The following is a 22,723-nucleotide window of genomic DNA, read 5'->3' as shown; positions in this document are numbered from 1 at the left end:
TCCCTACAGGCCCAGGTCCTTGGCGATGATCGTCTTCATGATCTCGTTGGTGCCGCCGTAGATGGTTTGTATGCGGGCGTCGACGAACGCGCGCGCCACGCTGTACTCGCGCATGTAGCCGTACCCGCCGTGCAACTGCAGGCAGCGGTCGGCGGTGCGCACCTGCAGGTCGGTCGTCCACCATTTCAGCCGGGCGGCCCGGGCTGCCGTCAGCTCGCCCTCGAGGTGCTCGGCGAGGCAGTCGTCGAGATACGTTCGCGCGACGTCGATTTCGGTGGCCAACTCGGCGAGCACGAATTGGCTGTGCTGGAAGCTGGCGATCGGTGATCCGAAGGCCGTGCGATCGCGGACGTAGTCGAGGGTTGCGGCCAGGATCGCTTCCGCGGCGGCCACCGCCCCCACACCCAGTGCGAGCCGCTCCTGGGGCAGGTTCTTCATCAACTGATAGAAGCCGCGGCCCTCTGATTCGAGCAGGTTGTCCTTCGGCACCCGCATATCGGTGAAGGTGAGCTCGCTGGTGTCCTGGGCGTGCAGGCCGATCTTCTCCAGGTTGCGGCCGCGGGAAAAGCCCGGGGTGTCGGCGTCGACCACCAGAAGCGACAGTCCCTGATGGCGATCCGGCGAGGTGCGCGCGGCGATGACGAACAGGTCCCCGACCTGACCGTTGGAAATGAACGTCTTGGCGCCGTTGACGACGTAGTCGTCGCCGTCTCGCACCGCGGTCGTGCGGATCCCGGCCAGATCGCTGCCGGTGCCAGGCTCGGTCATCCCGATGCCGAGCACGGTCTCGCCGGTGACCACGCCGGGCAGCCAGCGCTGTTGCTGCTCCGGGGTCGTCAAGTCGGTGAGATAGGGCAGCACCACGTCGTTTTGCAGCGTGAAGGCGATGGCCTCCGCGGCCGCCCCGGCCCGTTGCAACTCGTCGATCACGATCGCGTTGTAGCGGAAGTCGTCCACCCCCGGGCCGCCGAGATGCTCGGGCACCGAAAAGCCCAGCAGCCCAAGCTTGCCCGCCTCGATGAACAGCGAGCGGTCCCACTGGCCGTCGCGCTCCCAGCTCTCGTGGTTGGGCGCGACCGTCTGCCGCACGAAATCCCGTACCAGTTCCCGGAACTGGTGATGCTCGTGCGTGTAGGTCAGTCGGCTCATCAGCGGAAGGCGTCGCTGCCGGTGAACGCCTGGCCGAGGACCAGCTGATGCATCTCCGGTGTGCCCTCGTAGGTCAGCACCGATTCCAGGTTGACCATGTGCCGGATCACGGGATACTCCAGCGATATCCCGTTGCCGCCCAGGATCGTTCGGGCGGTCCGGCAGATCTCGATCGCCTCCCTGGTGTTGTTCAGCTTGCCGAAGCTCACCTGCTCGGGACGCAGGCCCACGCTGTCCTTGAGGCGGCCGAGGTGCAGCGACAGCAGCTGGCCCTTGTGCAGTTCGACGGCCATGTCGACGAGTTTGGCCTGGGTCAACTGGAATCCGGCGATCGGGCGGCCGAACTGGGTGCGCTGCGTGGCGTAGTCGAGGGCCGCCTGCCAGGCCGAGCGCGCGGCTCCCATGGAGCCCCAGATGATTCCGTACCGGGCCTCGGACAGGCACGACAGCGGCCCGCGCAACCCCTTGGCCTCGGCCAGCATCGCCTCGGCGGGCAGCCGCACGTCGTCGAGCACCAGCTCGCTGGTGATCGAGGCCCGCAACGACAGCTTGTGGTGAATGGTGTTGGCGCTGAAGCCCGCCGTCTTGGTGGGCACGATGAAACCGCGGACCCCGTCATCGGTGTTGGCCCACACGACCGCGACGTCGGCCACCGAGCCGTTGGTGATCCACAACTTGCGGCCGGTGAGCACCCAGTCCGAACCATCCCGTCGCGCACGGGTTTTCATCGCGGCGGGGTCGGATCCGACGTCGGGCTCGGTCAGCCCGAAGCAGCCGATCAGCTCGCCGGTGGCCATGCCCGGGAGCCATTCCTGCTTCTGCTCCTCGGATCCGAAATTCCAGATCGCGAACATCGCCAGCGAGCCCTGCACCGAGACCATCGATCGAATGCCGGAGTCGGCGGCCTCGAGCTCGACGCAGGCCAGGCCGTAGTGCACGGCGGAGGCCCCGCCGCAGCCGTACCCGTCCAGGTGCATGCCCAGCAGACCCAGCTGGCCGAACCCCTTGGCGAGTTCGCGGACCGGGAGGTCGCCGATCTCGAACCACTCCGCGACGTGGGGCAGGACGTGCTCGGCGCAGAATTCCCGGACGGTCTCGCGCACGGCGCGTTCGTCGTCGGACAGGGAGGCGTCCAGGCCGAGCGGGTCGTAGCGGTCGAAGGCGGGCGGCGTCTTGGTGCTCATAGACGTCAGCCTGCCACTAGCCGGCCATCGTCAAACCGCCGCTGACGCTGATCACCTGTCCGGTGATGAACGAGGCGGCCTCCGACGCGAAGAACAACACCGGCGCGGCGACCTCGTCGGGCCGGGCCAGGCGGCGGAACGGGATTGCCTTGACCAGTGCCTCCTTCAGCTTCTCGGGCTGCGCGTGAAACAGCGGCGTGTCGGTCGGTCCGGGGCACACGCAGTTCACCGTGATCTGGTGACGCGCCATCTCGCGGGCCAGCGACTTGGTCAGGGCGATCACCCCGCCCTTAGCGCCGGCGTAGATGCTCTCGCCCGCGCTGCCCACCCGGCCGGCGTCACTGGCCAGGTTGACCACGCGCCCGCCGCCGTGCGTCTCGATCATCCCCGGCAGGAACGCCGAGCAGACATGCACCGGCCCTAGGTAGTTGATCGCGACCACCTTCTGCGCGAATTCCGCCGTGGCATTGAGGAATTGGTCAGTGCGGTCCCATCCGGCGGCGTTGACGACGATGTTGGGCACCCCGAGGTCGGCGTTGATGCGATCCCGCAGCGCGTTGACTTGATCCGGGTCGGCCACGTCCACCGGCAGCGCGGTGATCTTGTCGGGGTGTTCCCCGGCGGTGGCCGAGGCCGCCGCCTCGTCGAGGTCCGCGGCCACCACGCGGTCGCCGCGGGCGGCGAGTCCGAGCGCGATCGCCCTGCCGATGCCGGAACCGGCGCCGGTCACCACCGCGAGGCCATCAGGTGAATGGGTATTCATTGCTGACGAATCTAGGTTCACCGCGGCCGCCGGGTCAAGGATCGAGGCCCTGCCCCGGTAGTCTCGCTGCATGCTTAGGCTCCGGTGGCTGGGCTGGCTGGCCGTGGACGTCGTCGGCGTGCTGGTGTTCTGCGCCCTGGGGCGCCGCAGCCATGACGAAGGGCTCAACCTCACCGGCATCGCCACGACGGCGTGGCCGTTTCTCACCGGCACCGCCGTCGGTTGGCTGGCCGCACGCGGCTGGCGGCGGCCCACCGCCGTGGCGCCCACCGGGGTCGTCGTCTGGTTGTCCACCGTCGTCGTCGGCATGGTGCTGCGCAAGGCGACGTCTGCGGGCGTGGCCGCCAGTTTCGTCGTGGTGGCGACGGCGGTCACCGCGTTGTTGTTGCTGGGCTGGCGAGTGGCCGTGGGGCTTACCCTGCGGCGACGCTCCGACGTCTGAGCGCGCGATGGCACCGACGGCCGATGTGGAGGTGACCGCGACGTTCGGGGCCGCCGCGCGGGCTGTGGCCACCGACAAGGGCCTGCTGAACGACCCGTTCGCCGAACCGTTGTTGTGCGCGGTCGGGATCGACTACCTCACCCGGGCGATCAAGGACCACGCGTTCGCGGCCGACGACGGCGACGACGCGGCGATGACGGCGCTGATGGACGCGCTGGCGGCGCACACCCGCTTCGTCGACGAATTTTTGGCCGACGCGGGCCGGGCGGGCATTCGCCAGGTGGTGATCCTGGCGTCGGGCCTGGACAGCCGGGCCTACCGGCTGTGGTGGCCGCGGGGGACGACCGTCTACGAGATCGATCGGCCGCAGGTCCTCGACTTCAAGTCCGACGTGCTTCGGGGGCTGGACGCCACCCTGGCCACCAACCGATGCGCGGTCGGCATCGACCTGCGCGACGATTGGCCGGCGGCGTTGCGACGGGTGGGTTTTGACGCCGCCCAGCCCACGGTGTGGGTCGCCGAGCAGTTGTTCGTCGGGTATCTGCCGCCCCAGGAGCAGAGCCGGTTGCTGCGCGGCGTCACCGCGGCGAGCGCCCTCGGCAGCCGGTTGGCCGCCGATCACATGCCCACCTGGAATCCGTTGCAGCTGGGGGCCGAACGCGCCTTCGTCGACGGTTGGCGGCGGCGCGGCCTCGACGTCGATCTGGCCAGCCTGACCTATCCGGGCGAATACCACTATGTCCCTGAGTATTTGGCGGCCCACGGCTGGGAAACGCGCGGGCGTGACATCGCCGACTTGCTGCGCACCATGGGGCTCGGCAAGCGGCGGCGCACCGGGCGAGGCGACGCGGAGTTCATCCCAGAATACGTCACCGCGACACGCGTTTGAGTTTTCGATGATGCCGGAATCCATTCCGCCAGACGGCCGGTTGCGGTTCGTCTCGGCGCCCCACGACGATCCGCTGGCCCAACCGCTGTTGGCCGAGTTGGCCGTCGAGTATGCGGAGCGCTACGGCGGCACGCCGAGCACGCATCTGTCCTGGCTGCCCGTGCCGGAGGCCGAACTGGCACCGCCGGACGGCGGGTTGTTGATCGGCGTGGTGGGCGGCGTGCCGGTGACCGGCGGCGCGTTTCGCCGCTACGACGCCCACACCGCCGAACTCAAGCGGATCTGGACCGACGCCGCCCATCGGCGCCGCGGCTATGCGCGGGCGTTGCTGGCCGCGCTCGAGGCCGAGACCCTGGCGCGCGGGTACCGGCGGCTCTACTTGATCACCGGCAACCGGCAGCCCGAGGCCGAGGCGCTCTACGACGCGACGGGCTATACCCGGGTGGCGCCGGACCCGCTGCCGTCCTGGGGGCCGTTCATCCCGATCGCCTTCGAGAAGTGGCTGGCATAGCCGGCGCCGCAACGGGTTTCACCGCCTAACGGCACCTACCCACCGCCGGCCACCGAGATGGCCCGAGCCGTCGCCTCGCGGATCGGGCCGCGCCACACGTCGCCGTGCCCCGGCAGCAACACCTCGGTGTCGAGCAGGGCCAACGCGTCCAGGCTGCGCAGCGAATTCTGCTGGCTGTGGCTGAACACCTCCGGCAGCAGCTGTGGCCCGTCGTGCTTGAGCAGGGGGTGGCCGGTGATCAGGGCGTCGCCGCTGACCAGGACCCCGTCGACCACATACGAGCAGTGCCCGCTGGTGTGCCCCGGGGTGAAAACGGCCATCGGATGCCCGGGCAGGCCGGCGGCCACGTCGGCGGTCAGCGGCCGCGTCGACGGGATGCCGTCGCGGATCAGGCCGCCGCTGCGCACCACGTGCAACCCCCACGCCGCCCACCGCGGCCGCCAAATGCGAAGGGCGACATCGAAAACCGAGGCCTGCTCCAGGTATTCGCGCTTGGCGTGCCCCACCTCGTCGGCGTGGCAATACACGTCGGTGCCGTGCTCGTTGGCGAACCAGATCGCCGAGCCCAGGTGGTCGATGTGGGCGTGGGTAAGCAGGATGGCACGCACGTCGCCGGCGTCGAAGCCCAGCTCGCGCAGCGATGCCAGCACGTCGGGGCGGTCCCCGGGATAGCCGGCGTCGATCAGCATCACGCCGGTGTCGTCGGCGACGATCGTCCAGTTGACGGCGTCGCCCCGGGCGAGGTGCACCGTGTCGGTGGCTTGAACAAGAGTTGGCGCCGGTCCCATGCCCGCGAGTGTAGGTCTGACGCGCGGCGTAGCCGGGCGCGGCGGGTCGCGACCATCGGCACGGAGCGATCGCAAGCGCGGCGTAGCCGGGCGCGGCGGGTCGCGACCATCGGCACAGGAGTAGAAAGAACTCGTGGCTGAACTGAAACTCGGATACAAAGCGTCCGCCGAACAATTTGCACCGCGCGAGCTCGTCGAGCTTGCCGTCGCCGCCGAAGGTCACGGCATGGACAGCGCAACGGTCAGTGACCATTTCCAGCCGTGGCGGCACGAGGGCGGGCACGCGCCGTTCTCGCTGGCCTGGATGACCGCGGTCGGCGAACGCACGAAGCGGATCACGCTGGGCACCTCCGTGCTCACCCCGACCTTCCGCTACAACCCCGCCGTCATCGCGCAGGCCTTCGCCACCATGGCCTGCCTGTACCCGGACCGCATCTTCCTCGGGGTCGGTACCGGCGAGGCGCTGAACGAGATCGCCACGGGATACGAGGGCGACTGGCCAGAGTTCAAGGAGCGGTTCGCCAGGCTGCGCGAGTCGGTGCGGTTGATGCGCGAGCTGTGGCGCGGCGACCGCGTCGACTTCGACGGCGAGTACTACCGGCTCAAGGGCGCCTCGATCTACGACGTGCCCGAGGGCGGGGTCCCGATCTACGTCGCGGCCGGGGGCCCCGCGGTCGCCAAGTACGCGGGGCGCGCCGGCGACGGCTTCATCTGCACCTCCGGCAAGGGCGAGGAGCTCTACAAGGACAAGCTGATCCCCGCCGTCAAGGAGGGCGCCGCGATCAACGACCGCAACGTCGACGACATCGACAAGATGATCGAGATCAAGATCTCCTATGACCCCGATCCCAAACTGGCGCTGGAGAACACCCGGTTCTGGGCGCCCCTGTCGCTGACCGCCGAACAGAAGCACAGCATCGACGACCCGATCGAGATGGAGAAGGCCGCCGACGCGCTGCCGATCGAGCAGGTCGCCAAGCGCTGGATCGTGGCATCCGATCCCGACGAGGCGGTCGAAAAGGTCGGCCAGTACGTGAAGTGGGGCCTCAACCACCTGGTGTTCCACGCGCCCGGTCACGACCAGCGCCGGTTCCTGGACCTCTTCGAGAAGGACCTGGCGCCGCGGCTGCGGCGGCTGGCCTGAGGGGCGGACGAGTGGTCTCGGGCGCCGCAACGGCAATCTACATCGCCGCGCCCGAGCCGGAGACCGGAAAGTCGACGATCGCGCTGGGCCTGCTGCACCGGCTGACCGCGACGGTCGCGAAAGTCGGTGTGTTCCGGCCCATTACGCGTTCAGATGGCGGCGATCGCCAACGCGGCGAAGCCGGGCGCAGCGGGTCGCCGCAGGACCTGGAAAATCGCGACTACATCCTGGAACTGCTGCTGTCGCGCACCACGGCGGGCCTGTCGTACGAGCAATGCGTCGGCGTCACCTACCAGCAGCTGCACGCGGACGGCGACGCGGCGATCGCCGCCATCGTCGACGCCTACCACGCCGTCGCCGAGAAGTGCGACGTCGTGGTGATCGTCGGCAGCGATTATTCCGAACTCGGACAGGCGATTCGACCCGCGGAGCTTTCCACCAACGCGCGCATCGCGGTCAACCTCGGCGCGCCGCTGCTGCTGACGGTCAGCGGCAAGGGCCGCACCGCCGGTGAGGTGGCCGACGTCGTCAAGGTGTGCCTGGCCGAGCTGGACGCTCAGCACGCCCACACCGCGGCGGTGGTGGCCAACCGCTGCGAACCGGCCGAGCTGGACGCCATCCGGAAGAAGTTGGACGAGGCGCTGCGGCCATCGTCCCTGCGCAGCTACGTCCTGCCCGACGAACCGCTGTTGTCGGCGCCGACGGTGGCCGAGCTTCAGAGCGCGGTGCGCGGGACGCCGGTCAGCGGCGAAGAGTCGCTGCGCGAACGCGAGGTCACCGGTGTGATGGTGGCCGGGATGACCGCCGACCACGTCCTGGAACGGCTGCGCGACGGAATGGCGGTCATCACCCCCGGCGACCGCTCGGACGTGGTGCTCGCCGTCGCGAGCGCCCATGCCGCGGAAGGGTTTCCGTCCCTGTCGTGCATCGTCCTCAACGGCGGCTTCGAGCTGCACCCGTCCATCGCGGCCCTGGTCGCCGGGCTGCGGCTGCGGCTGCCGATCGTCGCCACCGCGCTGGGCACCTACGACACCGCCAGCGCGGCGGCCTCCGCCCGGGGCAGCGTCACGGCGGCGTCGCAACGCAAGATCGACACCGCGGTCGAGCTGATGGACGGCCACGTCGACATCACCGATCTGCTGGCGCAGCTTGCCATTCCGATCCCCACCGTGACCACGCCGCAGATGTTCATCCATCAGCTGACGCTGCAGGCGCGTTCGGATCGCAGGCACATCGTGCTGCCCGAGGGCGACGACGACCGCATCCTGCGCTCGGCCGGGCGGGTGCTGCAACGCCGCGTCGCCGACCTGACCATCCTGGGCGACGAGGCCCAAATCCGCCAGCGCGCGGGCGAACTCGGGGTGGACCTGGCTGATGTGACGGTGATCGATCCGCGCGCCAGCCGGTTGCGCGACGAGTTCGCCGACCAGTATGCGCAGTTGCGCAAGGCGAAGGGGGTCACCGTCGAGCAGGCTCGCGAGATCATGCGCGACACAACGTACTTCGGCACCATGATGGTGCACAACGGGATGGTCGACGGCATGGTGTCCGGCGCTGCCCACACCACCGCGCACACCGTGCGGCCCGCGTTCGAGATCATCAAGACCGTCCCGGACGTGTCCACCGTGTCCAGCATCTTCCTGATGTGCCTGCCCGATCGTGTCCTGGCCTACGGCGATTGCGCGATCATCCCCAATCCGACACCGGAGCAGCTGGCCGACATCGCAATCTCCTCGGCGCGCACCGCCGCACAATTCGGCATCGAACCGCGGGTCGCGATGCTGTCCTACTCGACCGGCGACTCCGGCGCCGGTGCCGACGTCGACAAGGTCAGAACGGCAACGCAATTGGTGCGAGAGCGCAACCCCGACCTGCCGGTGGAGGGCCCCATCCAGTACGACGCGGCGATCGAACCGTCGGTCGCGGCCACCAAGCTGCGCGACTCGCCGGTGGCCGGGCGCGCCACGGTGCTGATCTTCCCCGACCTCAACACCGGCAACAACACCTACAAGGCGGTCCAGCGCAGCGCCGGAGCCCTCGCCATCGGACCCGTGCTGCAGGGTCTGCGCAAGCCGGTGAACGACCTGTCGCGGGGCGCGCTGGTCGAGGACATCGTGAACACCGTTGCCATCACCGCGATTCAGGCGCAGGGCGGCCCCGATGGGAAGTAGCAGCGCGCGCCTGGTGCTGGTGATCAACTCCGGCTCGTCGTCGGTGAAGTTTCAGCTGGTCGATCCCGATTCGGGCACGGCGCTCTCGACCGGCCTCGTGGAACGCATCGGCGAAGAGGGGTCTCCCGTCCCCGACCATGACGCCGCGCTGCGCCGCGCGTTCGACACGCTGGCCGACGACGGCATCGACCTCAAGACATGCGGCGTCGTCGCGGTCGGCCATCGAGTGGTGCACGGCGGCAACGCCTTCTACGAGCCCACCCCGCTGGACGACGCGGTGATCGCCCGGCTCGGCGAACTGTCGGACCTGGCGCCGCTGCACAACCCTCCCTCGCTCAAGGGAATCGAGGTCGCCCGGCGGCTGCTGCCCGACATTCCGCACATCGCGGTCTTCGACACCGGGTTCTTCCACGACCTGCCGCCCGCCGCCGCGACCTACGCCATCGACCGCGACCTGGCGCAGCGGCATCAGATCCGCCGGTACGGGTTTCACGGCACCTCGCACCGCTACGTCAGCGAGCAGGCCGCCGCCTTCCTGGACAGGCCGCCCGGCGACCTGAAACAGATTGTGCTGCACCTGGGTAACGGCTGCTCGGCCTCGGCGATCGCCGGCACCCGGCCGATCGACACCTCGATGGGCCTCACACCGCTGGAGGGGCTGGTGATGGGCACCCGCAGCGGGGACATCGATCCCAGCGTCGTCAGCTACCTGTCCCACACCGCCGGGATGGGCGTCGACGACGTCGAGACCATGCTCAACAAGCGATCCGGGGTGCTGGGCCTGTCCGGTGAGCGCGACTTCCGCCGGCTGCGAAGGATGATCGAATCCGGTGACGAGTCAGCGCAATTGGCCTATAGCGTGTTCACGCATCGGCTGCGCAAGTACGTCGGCGCCTACCTGGCGGTGCTGGGGCACACCGACGTCATCAGCTTTACCGCGGGGATCGGCGAGAACGACGCGGCGGTGCGCCGCGACGCGGTCGCGGGCATGGAGGAGCTGGGCATCGTGCTCGACGAGCGCCGCAACCTCGGTGGCGGCAAGGGTGCGCGGCAGATCTCCGCCGACGATTCGCCGATCGCCGTCCTGGTGATCCCGACCAACGAAGAGCTCGCCATCGCCCGCGACTGCGTAAACGTGCTGGCGGGCTCCTAGCGGGCGTCGAGTGTGCATCCTGGGCTTTGATCGTGAACCGTCGGCGGCGACACGCCGATAATCGACGCCGTAGGTTCACACCGAAAGCCCCAGGTTCACACTCGATTTCGCGAGCGCCTCGCGCACCCGGCGCAGGATGCTGGCCGGGCGATCCTCGGCGACCACCCGGACTATGGTCCAGCCCATCTCCTCGAGCATCTCCATGCGCCGGAGGTCTTTGACGAATTGGCGCCGGTCGGTGCGGTGGTGATCGCCGTCGTACTCGACAGCCACCAGCGATTCCTCCCAGCCCAGATCCAGGTAGGCGAACGGTAGGCCGTCGGCGCCCAGCACCGGGATCTGCGTCTGCGGCCGGGCCAGGCCGGCGTCGATGAGGAGCAGTCGCAGATAGCTCTCCCTGGGGGACTGAGCGCCGGGGTCGACCAGGTCGAGCGCGACCTCCAATCGCCGCACGCCGGGTGCGCGAGGATGCGCCGCCGCAACATCCAGCACGTCGTCGACCTTGAAACCCGTTGCCCGGGCGAGCGCGTCCAGCCTCACCACGGCCGAGCGCACCGCGCCGCGCCGTCCGATGTCGAAAGCGGTCCGCTCCGGAGTGGTGACGGCGAGCCCGTCGCGGATCTGGGTCTCGCCGGCGCACAGCGTTTCCCGGCGTGTCAGCACGCCGCGGGGAGGATGAGTGTTGGTGTGTATCAGCTCGACCGGGACGTTGTCGGGGATCCACTGGGCGCCATGCAGCGCGGCCGCGGCGGCTCCGCCGATGACCGCCCTCCGCCCCGACCACAGCCAGGCCGCCCGAATGCGCAATTCGAGCGGCACCTCGGCATGCGTCGGCACGTAGACGTTCGGAAACACCGCTCGGTAGGACATCCGCAGCTGGTGGCGGCTGAGACTTCCCGACGCCAACTCCTCGCTGCCGATGAACGGCACTCGTCTCATGCCGCGAACGATTGCACGTCAACCACGGTCGGCGAGTGCGTCTGTGCACAGGGCGGGCCACGCGACGGCAAGCCGCCGGACGGGCTGACGCCGGGTCCGCGAGGCCCCGGCTAAATCGACTGTGAATCACCGACTTTGAGTGTGAACTCACGGCTTTCAGTGTGAACCCACGTCGGGGTTTGTCGGCGTGTCGCCGCCCAGGGTTCACACTGAACGCCCAGGATTCACACTCGACGGCGAAGGGCCGACGCGGGAAAGGCCGACGCGGGAAAGACCGACGCGCGAAAGGCCGACGCGCGAAGGGCCGACACGGGAAAACCGCCAGGCGGCGCAAACCGGCAAACCCGCAAAGACCTCAGAACGTGCTCGTGGGCCGCACCCGGTTGGCCATGTCCACCAGCTCGTAGCGATGCCGCTGCGTGGGGGCGACGCGGGCCAGATTGCGCAGCGCCGCCTCGACGCCCAGCCGCAGCCCGTGCTCGGTGAACGGGAAGCCCAGGATGTGATTCGTGCTGGCCTTGTTGTCCTCCAACCAGTCCATCGCGCAGCCCAGCACCAGCGCGCGGATCTGCAACACGCGGGGTTCGGTGGGCGGCAGCGCCTCCACCCGTCGCGCCGCGTCCCGGATGTCCTCCTCGGTGATCTCGCTCTTGGTCCGGCCGGACAGCAGCGTCACCGCGCTCGTCAGGCGCGCGGTGGTGAAGTGCCGCGAGGTGGCCGGCACCTCGTCCAGCGTGCGCACCGCGGCGGCCCGATCACCTTCCGCGGACAGCGATCTGGCCAACCCGAAGGCCGCCGAGATCACGCCGTCGTTGGTCTTCCACACCGTCTCGTAATGCTTGTGCTCGTCGACGTCGCCGGCCAGCTCGGCGGTGGCGGCCAGCGCCAGCTTCGGTGCGAGCTCACCCGGGAACGTGTCCAGCACCTCGGTGAAATGTGTTGTGGCCGAATCGTAATCACCGGTGAGCAGGTCGGCCACCGCCTTGTACCAGACCAGCCGCCACTGCCAACCCACCCGCTGGGCCAGGTCCTCGAGCTTGCGGGTGGCCTTGGCGACGTCGCCGAGATCCAGCAGCGCGCGCACCTCCATCAGCGGTAGCTCGACCGACTCGGACAGCTCGGCGCCGTCGGCGTCCAGCGTCCCGTGCCGGGCCGCTCGCAACGAGTCCAGCGTCTGCACCGGCTGCGACAACACCGTCGCCTGCAGCACCGACGCGGCGACGTCGGCCGGATTGACCAGCGGCACTTGCAGTGCGGTGACGATTTCGCGGGCGGTCAGCTTCTCCGAATGGACCTGCCCGTCCAGGTACACGTCGGTGTGCGCGACCAGCAGATCCACTCCGAACGTGGAGCGGCTGGGGGAGAAGATCGTCGACAGGCCGGGCCGCGGCACCCCGGTGTCGTGGGCGACCACCTCACGCAGCACGCCGATCAACTGTGCCGACATCTCCTCGGTGCTGGCGAACCGGCGACGCGGGTCGGGATCGGTGGCGCGGCGCAGCAACCGGTGGAACGAGTCGTAGGTGCTCAGCACCGAGTCGTGCTCGGGCAGGCCGTCGACGTAACGGCCGTTGCGGGTGCGCAGGTTGAGCGTGAGCGCCGCCAGCGTGCGGCCCACCGTGTAGATGTCGGTGGCGACCGTCGGGCCGGTGCGCACAATCTCGGGCGCCTGGAAACCCGGTGTGCCGTAAAGGTATCCGAACGAATTGATCCGCGACACCGCGCCCAGGTCGATGAGCTTGAGCTGCTCCTCGGTGAGCATGATGTTCTCCGGCTTCAGGTCGTTGTAGACCAGGCCGATGGAGTGCAGATAGCTCAGCGCGGGCAGGATTTCCAGCAGGTAGGCGATGGCCTCGGCGACCGGAAGTTTCTCGCCCTTCCCGTGCTTGAGCGACTGCCCGCCGACGTACTCCATGACGATGTAGCCAACCGGATTGCCGTGCTGGTCCTTGTGTTCGACGAAGTTGAAGATCTGCACGATCTGCGGGTGGACCACCTCGGCCAGGAACTGCCGTTCGGCCATCGCGATCGCCTGCGCCTCCGCGTCGCCGGAGTGGACCAGGCCTTTGAGCACGACCGGCCGGTCGTTGACGTTTTTGTCGACGGCCAGATACACCCAGCCCAGCCCGCCGTGCGCGATGCACCCCTTGACCTCGTACTGGCCGGCAACGATGTCGCCGGGATTGAGTTGCGGCAGAAACGAATACGGGCTGCCGCAGGCCGGGCACCAGCCCTCCGACGTGCCCTTGCTCTTCTTGCTGGACCGGCCCACCGGCTTCCCGCAGTTCCAGCAGAAGCGCTTGGACTCGGGGACCACCGGGTTGGTCATCAGCGCTTCGCGGGGGTCGATGTCGCGTCCCCGCGGGATCTCGACGAGTCCACCGCCGAGCTGTCGGACCGCGGGCAGCGCCCGCGTCGCCACCGTCATGCGGTCGCCGGTGTCGGTGTCCAGGGCGCCCAGCGCGATGTGCGGAAAGTCGTCGTCGTCATCGTCGAAGTCGGGCCGAAACAGCGCCTGCGTGGCCTGCAGCCGCCCCGTCGAGGCGCCGGTCTGGACCTCCGCCGGCTGGGTGCCGGGGTTCGCGTCCTCCACCGTTTCCGGGCCCGATTCCGGCTTCTCGGAGTGCTTGTCCGGCTCGGCCATCAGTCCAGATACCTCGGTGTGGGCGGGGCCGGCGCGGGGCCCAGCACGGTCAACCACTTGCGGTACAACGTGTTCCACGTGCCGTCGCGGCGGATCCTTTCCAGGGTCCCGTTGACGAACCGCACCAGTGCAGTGTTGTTCAGGTTGATGCCGATGCCGTAGGGCTGGGTGGCCATGTTGGGGCCGACGATGTGCAGGTAGGGGTCCTCTTCGACCAGCCCGGCCAGGATCGAGTCGTCGGTGCTCACGGCGTCGATCTCGCGCTGCTGCATCGCGACCAGGCAGTCGGCCCAGTTGACCACCGACACGATGACCGGCGGCGGGTCGATCTGCCGGATGCGGTGCAGCGAGGTGGTGCCCTTGGCCACGCACACGCGTTTGCCCGACAGGTCGCTCACCTTGACGATCGACGAGTCGCGCGGGGCGAGGATGCGCTGGTTGGCGTCGAGGTAGACGGTGGAGAAGTTCACCAGCTTGCGCCGGTCGCAGGTGATGGTCATGGTCTTGACCACGATGTCGACCTCGCCGCGTTGCAGCGCGGTGACCCGCTCGTCCGACGACAGGATCCGGTACTCGACGTGGGACGGCGCGCCGAAGATGTCGCGGGCGATCTCGCCGGCGAGGTCGACGTCGAACCCGGTGATCTCGCCGGTGATCGGGTCGCGGAAGCTGAACAGGTTGCTGCCGATGTCGAGCCCGACGATCAGCCTGCCGCGCGCGCGGATGTCGGCGACCGCGGCGTCGGCCTCGGCCTTGGTGGGGAAGGGCCGCAGGCTGGCCGTCAGGTCGCAGTCCTGATTGGGGCCGTCGGGCGGTAGCGGCGGCTGCGGCGGCAGCTGTTCCATGCCGACCGGGGTGGGCGGCGGCAACGTCGGGACGCTGGCGACGTGCAGCGATTCCGTGTGCCCGCAACCCGCCAGCACGCAAACCGTGGCGGCCACGGTGCACGCCCGGCGCAGCAGGGGCAGGCGGATCATTATCGATACTCTTTCAGCCGCGGCCACAGGCCCAGCGCCACCGCGATGGCCGCCCCGAGGCTGAGCACCACGCCGCCCACCTGGGCGCCGGAGAGCCCGCTGCGCGCGTTGATGACGTCGTTGCGCAGGTGGATGCGGCCCTGGTCCATGGCCTTGACCAGCTCGTCTTCCAGCTTGTCGAACGCCGGGGTGGAATCCTCCTCGCTGCTGCCCAGCGCGACCTGGGTGGCGGCGCGGTAGTTCCCCACCGAGATGTACGAGCTGATCCGGTCATTGGCCTGACGCCAGCGCAGCAGCAGCTGGTCGGCGCCCTCGAGGTCCGGTTTGTCCACGGCGTCGCTGCGGGACATGTACTGGTCGAGCTGGCGGTGCATCGAGTCGATCCGCTGATAGAACGACTGCTTGCGCTTCTCCTCGTCCCCGCGGCGGATCAGCGACAGCGTCTCGTCGGCGCGCGCCTGCTGGGCGGTGATCGCGACGTTGGTGACGGTCTTGAGGGACTCCGCGGCGGTGTCCTTCGCGCTACGACTTGCCGTCGTAGAGATGGTTAGCGCAGTCCCGACCCACACCACCATGACGAGGATAGCGAGAGCGCCCACGACCAGGCCCGGGTTGATGCGGCGCCGGGTGCGCCGGGCCAGCCAGCGATGCGAGAAGGCGCCGAAGACGACGGTGGTGCCGACGACCATGATGACCGGCGCCGGAATCTGGGTCGACGCCGTGGTTTCCACGTCCACCCGCTCCGAGGTGGCCCGGTACAGCCGCGCCGCGTCGGGCAGGATCGTCGACTGCATCAGCCCCGATGCCTCCGACAGGTACGACGAACCGACCGGGTTGCCCGCCCGGTTGTTGGTCCGGGCGATCTCGATCAGGCCGGTATAGACGGCCAGCTGGGCGTTGATCCGGCCCAGTAGCTGCACCTGCGGTTCGTCGGTGAGCCCGCTGGAGGCCCTGGTCACGGCCACGGCCGCGTCGGTGATGGCCTGCTCGTAGCGCTGCCGCACGGGCGGCGGTTCGGCTTCGGCGATGAACGCCGTGGCCGCGGCGGCGTCGGCCACCGACAGCGTGGTGTAGAGCCGCCCGGCCGCGAACGACAGCGGCTCGGTGTGGTTGAGCACCGTGGTGAGCACCTGTTGCCGGTGGTTGATGGTGGTCGAGGTGGCGAAGGCGCTGATCCCGCCGAGGGCCGCCAGCACGATGCCGATGGTCAGGATGCGGCCCGGCGTCGTGGAGATGAACCACCAGCGGGGATGGGCTGGTTCGGCCGGTGACCGCGATCCCTGCGGCTCGGTCGACGGGTGCGCCAGCTCAACCGTCACGTCTGATCAGCCCTCATCTCTTGGCCACTGGATTTCGCTGCACGGACCTCTATAAGCGAAGTCTAAGAGCATGTTCGGGTGGATGGGTGGAGGCCGACGCAATTGCCGACGCGCCGAAGACCGCCAAGAACCAAGTCTGCCTATCCTTGATCCGTGCAGGGCGACGGCGACGGTTGGGTGATCTCGGAGCGCGGCGCCCATTACTGGGGTCGGTACGGCGCCGCCGGTCTTTTGCTGCGCGCCCCGCGGGACGACGGCACGCCCGCGGTGCTGCTGCAGCATCGGGCGGTGTGGAGCCATCAGGGCGGGACCTGGGGGCTGCCGGGTGGGGCCCGGGACAGCCACGAGACGCCCGAGCAGACGGCGGTCCGCGAGGCGAACGAGGAGGCCGGGCTGCTCGTCGACCGGCTCGCCGTGCGCGCGACGCTGGTCACCGCCGAGGTCGCCGGGATCGGCGGCACGCGGTGGAGCTACACGACCGTCGTCGCCGACGCCGACGAGTTGCTGCACACCGTCCCGAACCGGGAAAGCGCGGAAATGCGGTGGGTGGCCGAGGACGAGGTGGCCGACCTGCCGCTGCATCCGGGTTTCGCGGCCAGCTGGCAACGGCTGCGCACCGCGACGGCGCTGGTGCCGCTGGGCGACGGCGACGAACGCCGGCAGTATCTGCCCCGCACGATCGAGGTCGAGGCCGGCGTCTTCGTGTGGTGCATGCCGGGTGACGCCGACGAGGTCCCGTCGCAGCTGAGCCGACGGATCAGCTCGCTGCTGCCAGCGCCGAACTGAGCCGCCGGGCGGCCGCCCGCGGGTCGGACGCCGCGGTGATCGCGCGCACCACCACCACACGGCGGGCGCCGGAATCGAGCACCTCGGGCAGCCGCTGGGCGTCGATGCCGCCGATCGCGAACCACGGTTTGTCGGTCCCCAGCCCGGCGGCGGCGCGGACGAGCCCCAGGCCCGGCGCCGCGCGGTCCGGCTTGGTGGGCGTCGGCCAGCAGGGGCCGACGCAGAAGTAGTCCGCTTCGCTGACGGCCGCGGCGCCGGCCTGGTCGGCGCTGTGGCTGGAGAGCCCGAGCAGCACGTCCGGACCGACGATGTCGCGCGCGACGTCCAGCGGCAGGTCCCCCTGCCCGAGGTGCAGCACGTCGGCGCCCGCCGCGCGGGCGATGTCGGCGCGGTCGTTGACCGCGAACAGGGCGCCGTGCCGGCGGGCGGCGTCGGCCAGGATCTCGCAGGCGGCCAGCTCCTCGCGCGCCTCCAGCGGCCCGAACCGCTGCTCGCCGGCCGACCCCTTGTCGCGCAGCTGGATGATGTCCACGCCGCCGGCCAGGGCGGCGTCGGCGAACTCGGCCAGGTCGCCGCGCTCGCGGCGCGCGTCGGTGCACAGGTACAGCCGCGCGGTGGCCAGGACGGAGGGTCGTCTATCCCAGGGACGCTGCACACCGAGACGCTAGCGCGCTAGCGTGGAGCGCAGAGAATTACCAGACACGGGAGTCCCGGGAGCGGGGCTGAGAGTGGGCACAGCCGCGAGGACCTGCCCTTACCGTCACACCTGATCCGGATCATGCCGGCGAAGGGAGGCTCGACAATGACCGGGATGCCCTCGGGCCCACCGCTGGGGTCGCTGGCCGTCATCGGCGGCGGCGTCATCGGGCTGGCGGTGGCGCGCCGCGCCGCGCAGGCCGGCTGGTCGGTGCGGGTGCACCGCAGCGGGGAGCGGGGCGCATCCTGGGTCGCCGGCGGCATGCTCGCCCCGCACAGCGAGGGCTGGCCGGGCGAAGAGCGATTGCTGCGGCTGGGCCTGGAATCCCTGCGGCTGTGGCGCGACGGCGGTTTCCTCGACGGCCTGCCGGCGGGGGTGGTCACCGCCTGCGAGTCGCTGGTGGTGGCCGTCGACCGCGCCGACGCCGCCGACCTACGCACCGTGGCGGACTGGCTGTCCGCACAGGGACACCCCGTGGTCTGGGAGTCGGCCGCCCGCGACGTGGAACCCCTACTCGCGCAGGGCATCCGGCACGGCTTTCGGGCGCCCACCGAGCTGGCCGTGGACAACCGGGCGGTGCTCGACGCGCTCGAGGCGGAGTGCGAACGTCTTTTGGTGCGGTGGGCGCCGCCGGTGCACGACCTGTCGGCGGTCGAGGCCGACGCGGTGGTGATCGCCAACGGCATCGACGCGCCGGCGTTGTGGCCCGGGCTGCCGGTGCGCCCGGTCAAGGGCGAGGTGCTGCGACTGCGGTGGCGCAAAGGCTGTATGCCGTTGCCGCGGCGGGTGATTCGCGCCCGGGTGCACGGCCGGCAGGTCTACCTGGTGCCGCGCGCGGACGGCGTGGTGGTCGGCGCGACCCAATACGAGCACGGGCGCGACACCGCCCCGGTCGTCTCGGGGGTGCGTGACCTCCTCGACGACGCCTGCGCGGTGCTGCCGGCGCTCGGTGAATACGAGCTGGCCGAGTGCGGCGCCGGGCTGCGCCCGATGACACCCGACAATCTGCCGTTGGTGCATCGCCTGGACGCGCGCACGCTGGTCGCCGCCGGTCACGGCCGGTCGGGGTTCCTGCTGGCGCCCTGGACGGCAGAACAGATCGTTTCCGAACTCGCACCGGTGGGAGCCGCGCAATGATCATCCTGGTCAACGAGAAAGAGGTCGACGTCGACGCGCACACCACGGTGTCGGCGCTGCTCGATTCCCTGGGCTTCCCGGACCGCGGCGTCGCCGTGGCGATGGACGACGCGGTGCTGCCGCGATCACGATGGGCGACGGAGCTTTCGGAGCTTCCCGGCGCTCCCGTGCGTCTCGAGGTGGTGACGGCGGTGCAAGGTGGCTGACTCGAAACTGACCATCGCGGACCGCAGCTTCGCCTCGCGGCTCATCATGGGGACCGGGGGAGCGAGCAACCTGGCGGTGCTGGAAGAGGCGCTCGTCGCGTCGGGCACGGAACTGACCACCGTCGCGATCCGCCGGGTCGACGCCGAGGGCGGCACCGGGTTGCTCGATCTGCTGGGCCGGCTCGGAATCACGCCGCTGCCCAACACCGCGGGATGCCGCGGCGCCGCCGAGGCGGTGCTCACCGCTCAGCTGGCGCGCGAGGCGTTGAACACCAACTGGATCAAGCTCGAGGTGATCGCCGACGAGCGCACGCTGCTGCCCGACGCGGTCGAATTGGTGCGCGCGGCAGAGCAATTGGTCGACGACGGGTTCGTCGTGCTGCCCTACACCAACGATGATCCCGTGCTTGCGCGCCGGCTGGAGGACGCCGGATGCGCGGCCGTCATGCCGCTGGGATCGCCGATCGGGACCGGGCTGGGCATCACCAATCCGCACAACATCGAGATGATCGTCGCCGGGGCCCATGTCCCGGTGGTGCTCGACGCCGGCATCGGCACCGCCAGCGACGCCGCGCTGGCCATGGAATTGGGTTGCGACGCCGTGCTGTTGGCCTCCGCGGTGACCCGGGCCGCCGATCCCGCCGCGATGGCCGCCGCGATGTCGGCCGCCGTCACCGCCGGCTATCTGGCCCGGCGCGCCGGGCGGATCCCGAAGCGGTTCTGGGCGCAGGCCTCGAGCCCTGGCGCGGCGACGATGCGGGCCGCGCAGCGGGCCACCGAGGAGCCGGGCAATCGAGCCTGAGCCGATGAAACGCTATGTCGCGCTGGGCAGTTCGATGGCCGCCGGTCCCGGTATCCGGCCGCGCGCCGCGGGTGCCCCGCGCTGGTCGGGCCGGTCCGCCCGCAACTATGCCCACCTGATCGCCCGGCGATACGGCTACGACCTTGTCGACGTCACCTTTTCCGGTGCGACCACCGCGAACGTGCTCGCCGAGCGTCAACGCGGCGCGCGGGCGCAAGTCGACGCCCTGGACGGTTCGGAGGGTCTGGTCACCATCACCATCGGCGGCAACGACGTCGGCTACGTACCGCTGTTGATGGCGGCCGCACTGCCGCGCCCGCTGCGGCGCGTGCCACTGTTGGGCGACCGCATCCGCGAACTGCTCGATCCCGACGCGCGAGATCGGGCCCTCGACGCGGTGTTCGAATCGCTGTGCGCGGTGGGCCGCGCGGTGCGTCAACGATCCGCAGGGGCGCGGATTTTCTTCGTCGACTACCTGACGATGCTGCCGCCCGCGGGCACGCCGGCCCCACCGCTGTCGCCCGCTGACGCCGACCTGGGCCGGCACGTGGCCGCCACGCTGGAAAGGATGACGGCCGACGCTGCCGCGGCGACCGGCTGCGGAATCGTCCACGCCGCCGCGGCCAGCCGCGAGCACCACGCCTGGTCGGCGGAGCCGTGGACGACGCTGCCGGCGCGCTACGGTGTTCCGCTACCGGGTCGCCCCGCACCGTTGCACCCGAACCCCGCCGGGATGCGCGCGGTAGCGGATTTGATTGCGGCTCAGCTGTAAACGTCAGCCGTTCGTGCGCCACCACTGGTAGAGCGCGTTGACGTCGGCGTTGGCCGCGGTCAGGTGACCCAGCACGTTCTTGGCGTCGGTGGTCCAGGTCAACGTCGCGTAGTTCTTGTAGGTGCCGCAGGCGATCTGGCCGCCGGTCTGGCCGTTCTGCTTCCACGTTCCCGGTGACTGCCCGGCGTCCCCGCACGCGGCCAGCGACACATCCTTGATGGTGGAACTGAAGGCGGAGCCCAGGTTCGTGCTGTTGGAGAAGAGCGCGTAGACGCCGGAGCCGGGTCCGCCGGAGTCGGGGCTCTGCCCGCACAGCAGTTCGGCCAGTTCGCCGGTTTCGGTCAGCTCCTGCGGCTTGCAGTTGTTCAGGCCGTAGCCCTTCGACAGCGAAGCCGCCAGCGTGTTCATGTCCGTGGCGCTACCGGTGTTGGGTTCGGCGACCGCGGTGGCGCTGCCCGCGAGAACCAAACCGCCCGTGACAGCTGCGGCCGATACGACGCGCAGCGCGGTGATCAGATGTGACATTTTGACTCCCTGCGGTTGTGGGTGGTTAATGCAGAAACCCCTTGCCCCCCAAGAAGATTGTCAACCGTTGGCGCGCCACCATTGGTAGAGCGCGTTGACGTCGGTGTTGGACGCACGCAGGTAGCTCAGCGTGTTTTTCGCGTCCGTCGTCCAGATGATCTCGGCGGCGTTTTGGTACGTGCCGCACGCCGCCTGCCCGGCGTTGGCGGCCGAACCGTCCTTGTGCCAACTGGACGGCGACTGGTTGGCGTCCCCGCACGGCGTCAGGACGTCCTCCTTGATGGTGGCCCGAAACGCGGTGGCCAGGTTCTCGGCGCTGGTGAACAGGACGTACTTGGCCTGTGCCGGTCCTTTCGGATCGGGGCTTTGTCCGCACGTGAGTACGGCCAGTTGCCTGCCGCGGTCGATGTTCTGGGCGGTGCAGTTGTTCAAGCCGTAGCCCTTCGAGAGCGTGGCCGCGAGCGTGTTGATGTCCGACGAGTTGCCGGTGCCGGCGGGGTCGGCGGCCGCCGTGACGCCGCCCGCTAACGCGAAACCGGCCGTGAGCGCCATTGCCATCGCCGTCTTCAGCGCGTTGCTGAAATCAGACATGAATGGCTCCTTAACGGCCGTTGCTAACACGGATAGTAGGGCTATGTCGTGGTAATGCAACACGTTCCGGCGGCAATTGTCTGTGTGGGCATTAGTTCGGGGCGTCGCCCGCAAAGCCCCAGGGCAACGGACCGCACGGGCATTTCGATGCGTCGAATATCGAATGACGTTGAGGCCGGGCGACAATCGGGACTTCGGGCCGATGCGCCGACGCCGCCGACGCACCGCGGCCGTCGTTGCGCGGATCAGATTTTTTCATTGCTAGTGCCGACGCGACGCCGAGCGGGTATGGTTAGCACCGCTTTACGCCAGCTAACTTCTCTGAGTGGAGAATCCATGACACAACCGCCGCCCCCGCCGCCGCCTCCCGGTTACCCGCCGCAGCAGCCGGCCGCCCAAGCGCCGAACAACTATCTGGTGTGGTCGATTCTGGTGACCCTATTCTGCTGCCTTCCGTTCGGGATCGTGGCGATCGTCAAATCCAGCCAGGTCAACGGGTTGTGGGCGCAGGGCCGCTACGCCGAGGCGCAGGCATCGGCCGAGAGCGCCAAGAAATGGGCGATCTGGTCGGCGGCCATCGGCGTCGTCGTCGGCATCATCTACGTCATCTTGATGTCGGTCGGCGCGCTGAACACGAACACGAACGCGGCGCTCGCCGCGATGTTCTAAGCCCGGATCTCGATGCTGGTGACCCGCCGGGGGGCGGCGCACGCGGGCCTGGGTGCACCACTGGTGGTGGCCGCATCCACGACGTTGATGTGCGCCGCCATCTGGGCGGGTGACCCGACCACCCCGAACGGCCCGCTGCCGGTATGCCCCACCAAGGCGTTGTTGGGGATCGACTGTCCCGGTTGCGGCAGCCTGCGCATGCTGTATTCCCTCATGCACGGCAATGTGTTGGCGGCCGCCAGGTTCAACGCTCTGGGCCTGGCGGCGGTCGTGCTGCTGGTGTGGGCGTACCTGGCCTGGACCTACGGACACCTGGTGGGCCGGCGGGTCCGCAGTTGGCAACACCGCCGCTGGGCCGCCGCGGTGACACTGTCATTGGTGCTGGCGTGGTTCGTGGTGCGCAACATTCCCTTCGCCCCCTTCACTGCGCTGTATGTCTGATCCCGACGTGTCCTGATCCCGCCC

24 protein-coding genes and 1 riboswitch are annotated in these 22,723 nt (G+C 69.4%); of the genes, 13 read left to right on the top strand and 11 right to left on the bottom strand.

Features of this window, described 5'->3' with window-relative positions; all coding sequences use genetic code 11:
• Positions 1 to 3: 3 nt before the first annotated feature.
• From K883_RS06415 to K883_RS06405, 3 genes are read right to left on the bottom strand one after another with little or no spacing between them, the layout of a single operon-like run.
• A complete protein-coding gene (locus K883_RS06415) occupies positions 4 to 1,149 on the bottom strand; it encodes an acyl-CoA dehydrogenase family protein (RefSeq protein WP_020823673.1) in 1,146 nt (381 codons plus the stop codon).
• Positions 1,149 to 2,333 carry an acyl-CoA dehydrogenase gene (locus K883_RS06410; RefSeq protein ID WP_036454046.1) on the bottom strand — a complete coding sequence of 395 codons (1,185 nt, stop codon included), beginning with the start codon at positions 2,331 to 2,333 and terminating at the stop codon, positions 1,149 to 1,151. The genes K883_RS06415 and K883_RS06410 overlap by 1 nt, the downstream gene beginning before the upstream one ends.
• Before the next feature lie 16 nt (positions 2,334 to 2,349).
• Positions 2,350 to 3,096: an SDR family NAD(P)-dependent oxidoreductase gene (locus K883_RS06405; RefSeq protein WP_014383402.1), complete on the bottom strand. Its 747-nt coding sequence runs from the start codon at positions 3,094 to 3,096 to the stop codon at positions 2,350 to 2,352.
• Between the two features lie 70 nt (positions 3,097 to 3,166).
• Between K883_RS06405 and K883_RS06400 the strand changes: the two genes are divergently transcribed.
• The 3 genes from K883_RS06400 to K883_RS06390 are packed head-to-tail and all read left to right on the top strand — an operon-like array spanning position 3,167 to position 4,938.
• Positions 3,167 to 3,538 carry a DUF3054 domain-containing protein gene (locus K883_RS06400; protein ID WP_008261460.1) on the top strand — a complete coding sequence of 124 codons (372 nt, stop codon included), beginning with the start codon at positions 3,167 to 3,169 and terminating at the stop codon, positions 3,536 to 3,538.
• Between the two features lie 7 nt (positions 3,539 to 3,545).
• Positions 3,546 to 4,427, top strand: a complete 882-nt coding sequence (locus K883_RS06395) for an SAM-dependent methyltransferase (protein WP_014712476.1) — start codon at positions 3,546 to 3,548, stop codon at positions 4,425 to 4,427.
• Between the two features lie 7 nt (positions 4,428 to 4,434).
• A complete protein-coding gene (locus tag K883_RS06390; protein WP_014712475.1) occupies positions 4,435 to 4,938 on the top strand; it encodes a GNAT family N-acetyltransferase in 504 nt (167 codons plus the stop codon).
• Positions 4,939 to 4,973: 35 nt separating this feature from the next.
• Here K883_RS06390 and K883_RS06385 read toward each other — a convergent pair whose 3' ends face one another.
• Entirely contained in the window at positions 4,974 to 5,726 is a 753-nt protein-coding gene (locus tag K883_RS06385) for an MBL fold metallo-hydrolase (RefSeq protein WP_020823668.1), read from the bottom strand.
• A gap of 133 nt (positions 5,727 to 5,859) precedes the next feature.
• On the opposite strand from K883_RS06385, the gene fgd reads away from it, so the two are divergent.
• From fgd to K883_RS06370, 3 genes are read left to right on the top strand one after another with little or no spacing between them, the layout of a single operon-like run.
• Positions 5,860 to 6,870, top strand: coding sequence for a glucose-6-phosphate dehydrogenase (coenzyme-F420) (gene fgd / locus K883_RS06380; RefSeq protein WP_008261452.1), 1,011 nt, complete (start codon positions 5,860 to 5,862; stop codon positions 6,868 to 6,870).
• Positions 6,871 to 6,881: 11 nt separating this feature from the next.
• Positions 6,882 to 9,041: a phosphate acetyltransferase gene (gene pta / locus K883_RS06375; RefSeq protein ID WP_008261450.1), complete on the top strand. Its 2,160-nt coding sequence runs from the start codon at positions 6,882 to 6,884 to the stop codon at positions 9,039 to 9,041.
• A complete protein-coding gene (locus tag K883_RS06370) occupies positions 9,031 to 10,194 on the top strand; it encodes an acetate kinase (RefSeq protein WP_014383396.1) in 1,164 nt (387 codons plus the stop codon). Before pta ends, K883_RS06370 begins: the two co-directional genes overlap by 11 nt.
• A gap of 75 nt (positions 10,195 to 10,269) precedes the next feature.
• Here K883_RS06370 and K883_RS06365 read toward each other — a convergent pair whose 3' ends face one another.
• From K883_RS06365 to glnX, 4 genes are all read right to left on the bottom strand, one after another.
• Positions 10,270 to 11,133 (bottom strand): endonuclease domain-containing protein, encoded by an 864-nt coding sequence (locus K883_RS06365; RefSeq protein ID WP_036389707.1) that lies wholly within the window; start codon positions 11,131 to 11,133, stop codon positions 10,270 to 10,272.
• Positions 11,134 to 11,488: 355 nt separating this feature from the next.
• On the bottom strand, positions 11,489 to 13,777 hold the full coding sequence (locus K883_RS06360; protein WP_036454043.1) for a serine/threonine-protein kinase PknG: 2,289 nt from the start codon (positions 13,775 to 13,777) through the stop codon (positions 11,489 to 11,491).
• Complete coding sequence (locus K883_RS06355) at positions 13,777 to 14,754, bottom strand: glutamate ABC transporter substrate-binding protein (protein ID WP_008261441.1); 978 nt, start codon at positions 14,752 to 14,754, stop codon at positions 13,777 to 13,779. The genes K883_RS06360 and K883_RS06355 overlap by 1 nt, the downstream gene beginning before the upstream one ends.
• On the bottom strand, positions 14,754 to 16,073 hold the full coding sequence (glnX, locus tag K883_RS06350; RefSeq protein WP_008261439.1) for a protein kinase G-activating protein GlnX: 1,320 nt from the start codon (positions 16,071 to 16,073) through the stop codon (positions 14,754 to 14,756). Before glnX ends, K883_RS06355 begins: the two co-directional genes overlap by 1 nt.
• 153 nt (positions 16,074 to 16,226) lie before the next feature.
• On the opposite strand from glnX, the gene K883_RS06345 reads away from it, so the two are divergent.
• Complete coding sequence (locus tag K883_RS06345) at positions 16,227 to 16,859, top strand: NUDIX hydrolase (protein WP_008261437.1); 633 nt, start codon at positions 16,227 to 16,229, stop codon at positions 16,857 to 16,859.
• Here K883_RS06345 and thiE read toward each other — a convergent pair.
• A complete protein-coding gene (thiE, locus tag K883_RS06340) occupies positions 16,831 to 17,514 on the bottom strand; it encodes a thiamine phosphate synthase (RefSeq protein WP_008261435.1) in 684 nt (227 codons plus the stop codon). The two genes, K883_RS06345 and thiE, sit on opposite strands and share 29 nt — an antisense overlap.
• A gap of 36 nt (positions 17,515 to 17,550) precedes the next feature.
• A riboswitch (TPP riboswitch) is annotated at positions 17,551 to 17,669 on the top strand.
• Position 17,670: 1 nt separating this feature from the next.
• On the opposite strand from thiE, the gene thiO reads away from it, so the two are divergent.
• Genes thiO through K883_RS06320 form a run of 4 tightly spaced genes read left to right on the top strand, consistent with a single transcriptional unit; the run spans position 17,671 to position 20,473 of the window.
• Positions 17,671 to 18,693: a glycine oxidase ThiO gene (gene thiO, locus K883_RS06335; RefSeq protein WP_008261433.1), complete on the top strand. Its 1,023-nt coding sequence runs from the start codon at positions 17,671 to 17,673 to the stop codon at positions 18,691 to 18,693.
• Complete coding sequence (thiS, locus tag K883_RS06330) at positions 18,690 to 18,899, top strand: sulfur carrier protein ThiS (RefSeq protein WP_008261432.1); 210 nt, start codon at positions 18,690 to 18,692, stop codon at positions 18,897 to 18,899. Before thiO ends, thiS begins: the two co-directional genes overlap by 4 nt.
• Positions 18,892 to 19,701: a thiazole synthase gene (locus K883_RS06325; RefSeq protein ID WP_008261431.1), complete on the top strand. Its 810-nt coding sequence runs from the start codon at positions 18,892 to 18,894 to the stop codon at positions 19,699 to 19,701. The genes thiS and K883_RS06325 overlap by 8 nt, the downstream gene beginning before the upstream one ends.
• 4 nt (positions 19,702 to 19,705) lie before the next feature.
• The gene (locus tag K883_RS06320) at positions 19,706 to 20,473 is read left to right on the top strand and encodes an SGNH/GDSL hydrolase family protein (RefSeq protein WP_008261430.1); all 768 of its coding nucleotides are present in this window, start codon (positions 19,706 to 19,708) and stop codon (positions 20,471 to 20,473) included.
• A gap of 3 nt (positions 20,474 to 20,476) precedes the next feature.
• On the opposite strand, the gene K883_RS06315 is transcribed toward K883_RS06320, so the two are convergent.
• Entirely contained in the window at positions 20,477 to 20,998 is a 522-nt protein-coding gene (locus tag K883_RS06315) for a hypothetical protein (protein ID WP_008261427.1), read from the bottom strand.
• Between the two features lie 60 nt (positions 20,999 to 21,058).
• A complete protein-coding gene (locus K883_RS06310; RefSeq protein WP_008261424.1) occupies positions 21,059 to 21,589 on the bottom strand; it encodes a hypothetical protein in 531 nt (176 codons plus the stop codon).
• 336 nt (positions 21,590 to 21,925) lie between these two features.
• Between K883_RS06310 and K883_RS06305 the strand changes: the two genes are divergently transcribed.
• Positions 21,926 to 22,258 carry a CD225/dispanin family protein gene (locus K883_RS06305; protein WP_008261422.1) on the top strand — a complete coding sequence of 111 codons (333 nt, stop codon included), beginning with the start codon at positions 21,926 to 21,928 and terminating at the stop codon, positions 22,256 to 22,258.
• A gap of 15 nt (positions 22,259 to 22,273) precedes the next feature.
• The gene (locus K883_RS06300) at positions 22,274 to 22,699 is read left to right on the top strand and encodes a DUF2752 domain-containing protein (protein WP_036429628.1); all 426 of its coding nucleotides are present in this window, start codon (positions 22,274 to 22,276) and stop codon (positions 22,697 to 22,699) included.
• Positions 22,700 to 22,723 lie beyond the last annotated feature (24 nt).

Source organism: Mycobacterium sp. TKK-01-0059, assembly GCF_000709305.1.
Classification (GTDB): domain Bacteria; phylum Actinomycetota; class Actinomycetes; order Mycobacteriales; family Mycobacteriaceae; genus Mycobacterium; species Mycobacterium intracellulare.
Note: the sequence above shows the minus strand (reverse complement) of the source record. Positions and strands in the feature narration are given on the sequence as shown.

Bases quoted from the DNA above. Each gene is read 5' to 3' on its own strand.
- K883_RS06390 (WP_014712475.1), top strand. From the start codon at position 4,435: ATGATGCCGGAATCCATTCCGCCAGACGGCCGGTTGCGGTTCGTCTCG.
- thiO (WP_008261433.1), top strand. From the start codon at position 17,671: ATGCCCTCGGGCCCACCGCTGGGGTCGCTGGCCGTCATCGGCGGCGGC.
- K883_RS06365 (WP_036389707.1), bottom strand. From the start codon at position 11,133: ATGAGACGAGTGCCGTTCATCGGCAGCGAGGAGTTGGCGTCGGGAAGT.
- thiS (WP_008261432.1), top strand. From the start codon at position 18,690: ATGATCATCCTGGTCAACGAGAAAGAGGTCGACGTCGACGCGCACACC.
- K883_RS06360 (WP_036454043.1), bottom strand. From the start codon at position 13,777: ATGGCCGAGCCGGACAAGCACTCCGAGAAGCCGGAATCGGGCCCGGAA.
- K883_RS06385 (WP_020823668.1), bottom strand. From the start codon at position 5,726: ATGGGACCGGCGCCAACTCTTGTTCAAGCCACCGACACGGTGCACCTC.
- K883_RS06395 (WP_014712476.1), top strand. From the start codon at position 3,546: ATGGCACCGACGGCCGATGTGGAGGTGACCGCGACGTTCGGGGCCGCC.
- K883_RS06410 (WP_036454046.1), bottom strand. From the start codon at position 2,333: ATGAGCACCAAGACGCCGCCCGCCTTCGACCGCTACGACCCGCTCGGC.
- K883_RS06320 (WP_008261430.1), top strand. From the start codon at position 19,706: ATGAAACGCTATGTCGCGCTGGGCAGTTCGATGGCCGCCGGTCCCGGT.
- K883_RS06405 (WP_014383402.1), bottom strand. From the start codon at position 3,096: ATGAATACCCATTCACCTGATGGCCTCGCGGTGGTGACCGGCGCCGGT.
- K883_RS06305 (WP_008261422.1), top strand. From the start codon at position 21,926: ATGACACAACCGCCGCCCCCGCCGCCGCCTCCCGGTTACCCGCCGCAG.
- K883_RS06310 (WP_008261424.1), bottom strand. From the start codon at position 21,589: ATGTCTGATTTCAGCAACGCGCTGAAGACGGCGATGGCAATGGCGCTC.
- K883_RS06400 (WP_008261460.1), top strand. From the start codon at position 3,167: ATGCTTAGGCTCCGGTGGCTGGGCTGGCTGGCCGTGGACGTCGTCGGC.
- K883_RS06370 (WP_014383396.1), top strand. From the start codon at position 9,031: ATGGGAAGTAGCAGCGCGCGCCTGGTGCTGGTGATCAACTCCGGCTCG.
- K883_RS06415 (WP_020823673.1), bottom strand. From the start codon at position 1,149: ATGAGCCGACTGACCTACACGCACGAGCATCACCAGTTCCGGGAACTG.
- K883_RS06315 (WP_008261427.1), bottom strand. From the start codon at position 20,998: ATGTCACATCTGATCACCGCGCTGCGCGTCGTATCGGCCGCAGCTGTC.
- K883_RS06355 (WP_008261441.1), bottom strand. From the start codon at position 14,754: ATGATCCGCCTGCCCCTGCTGCGCCGGGCGTGCACCGTGGCCGCCACG.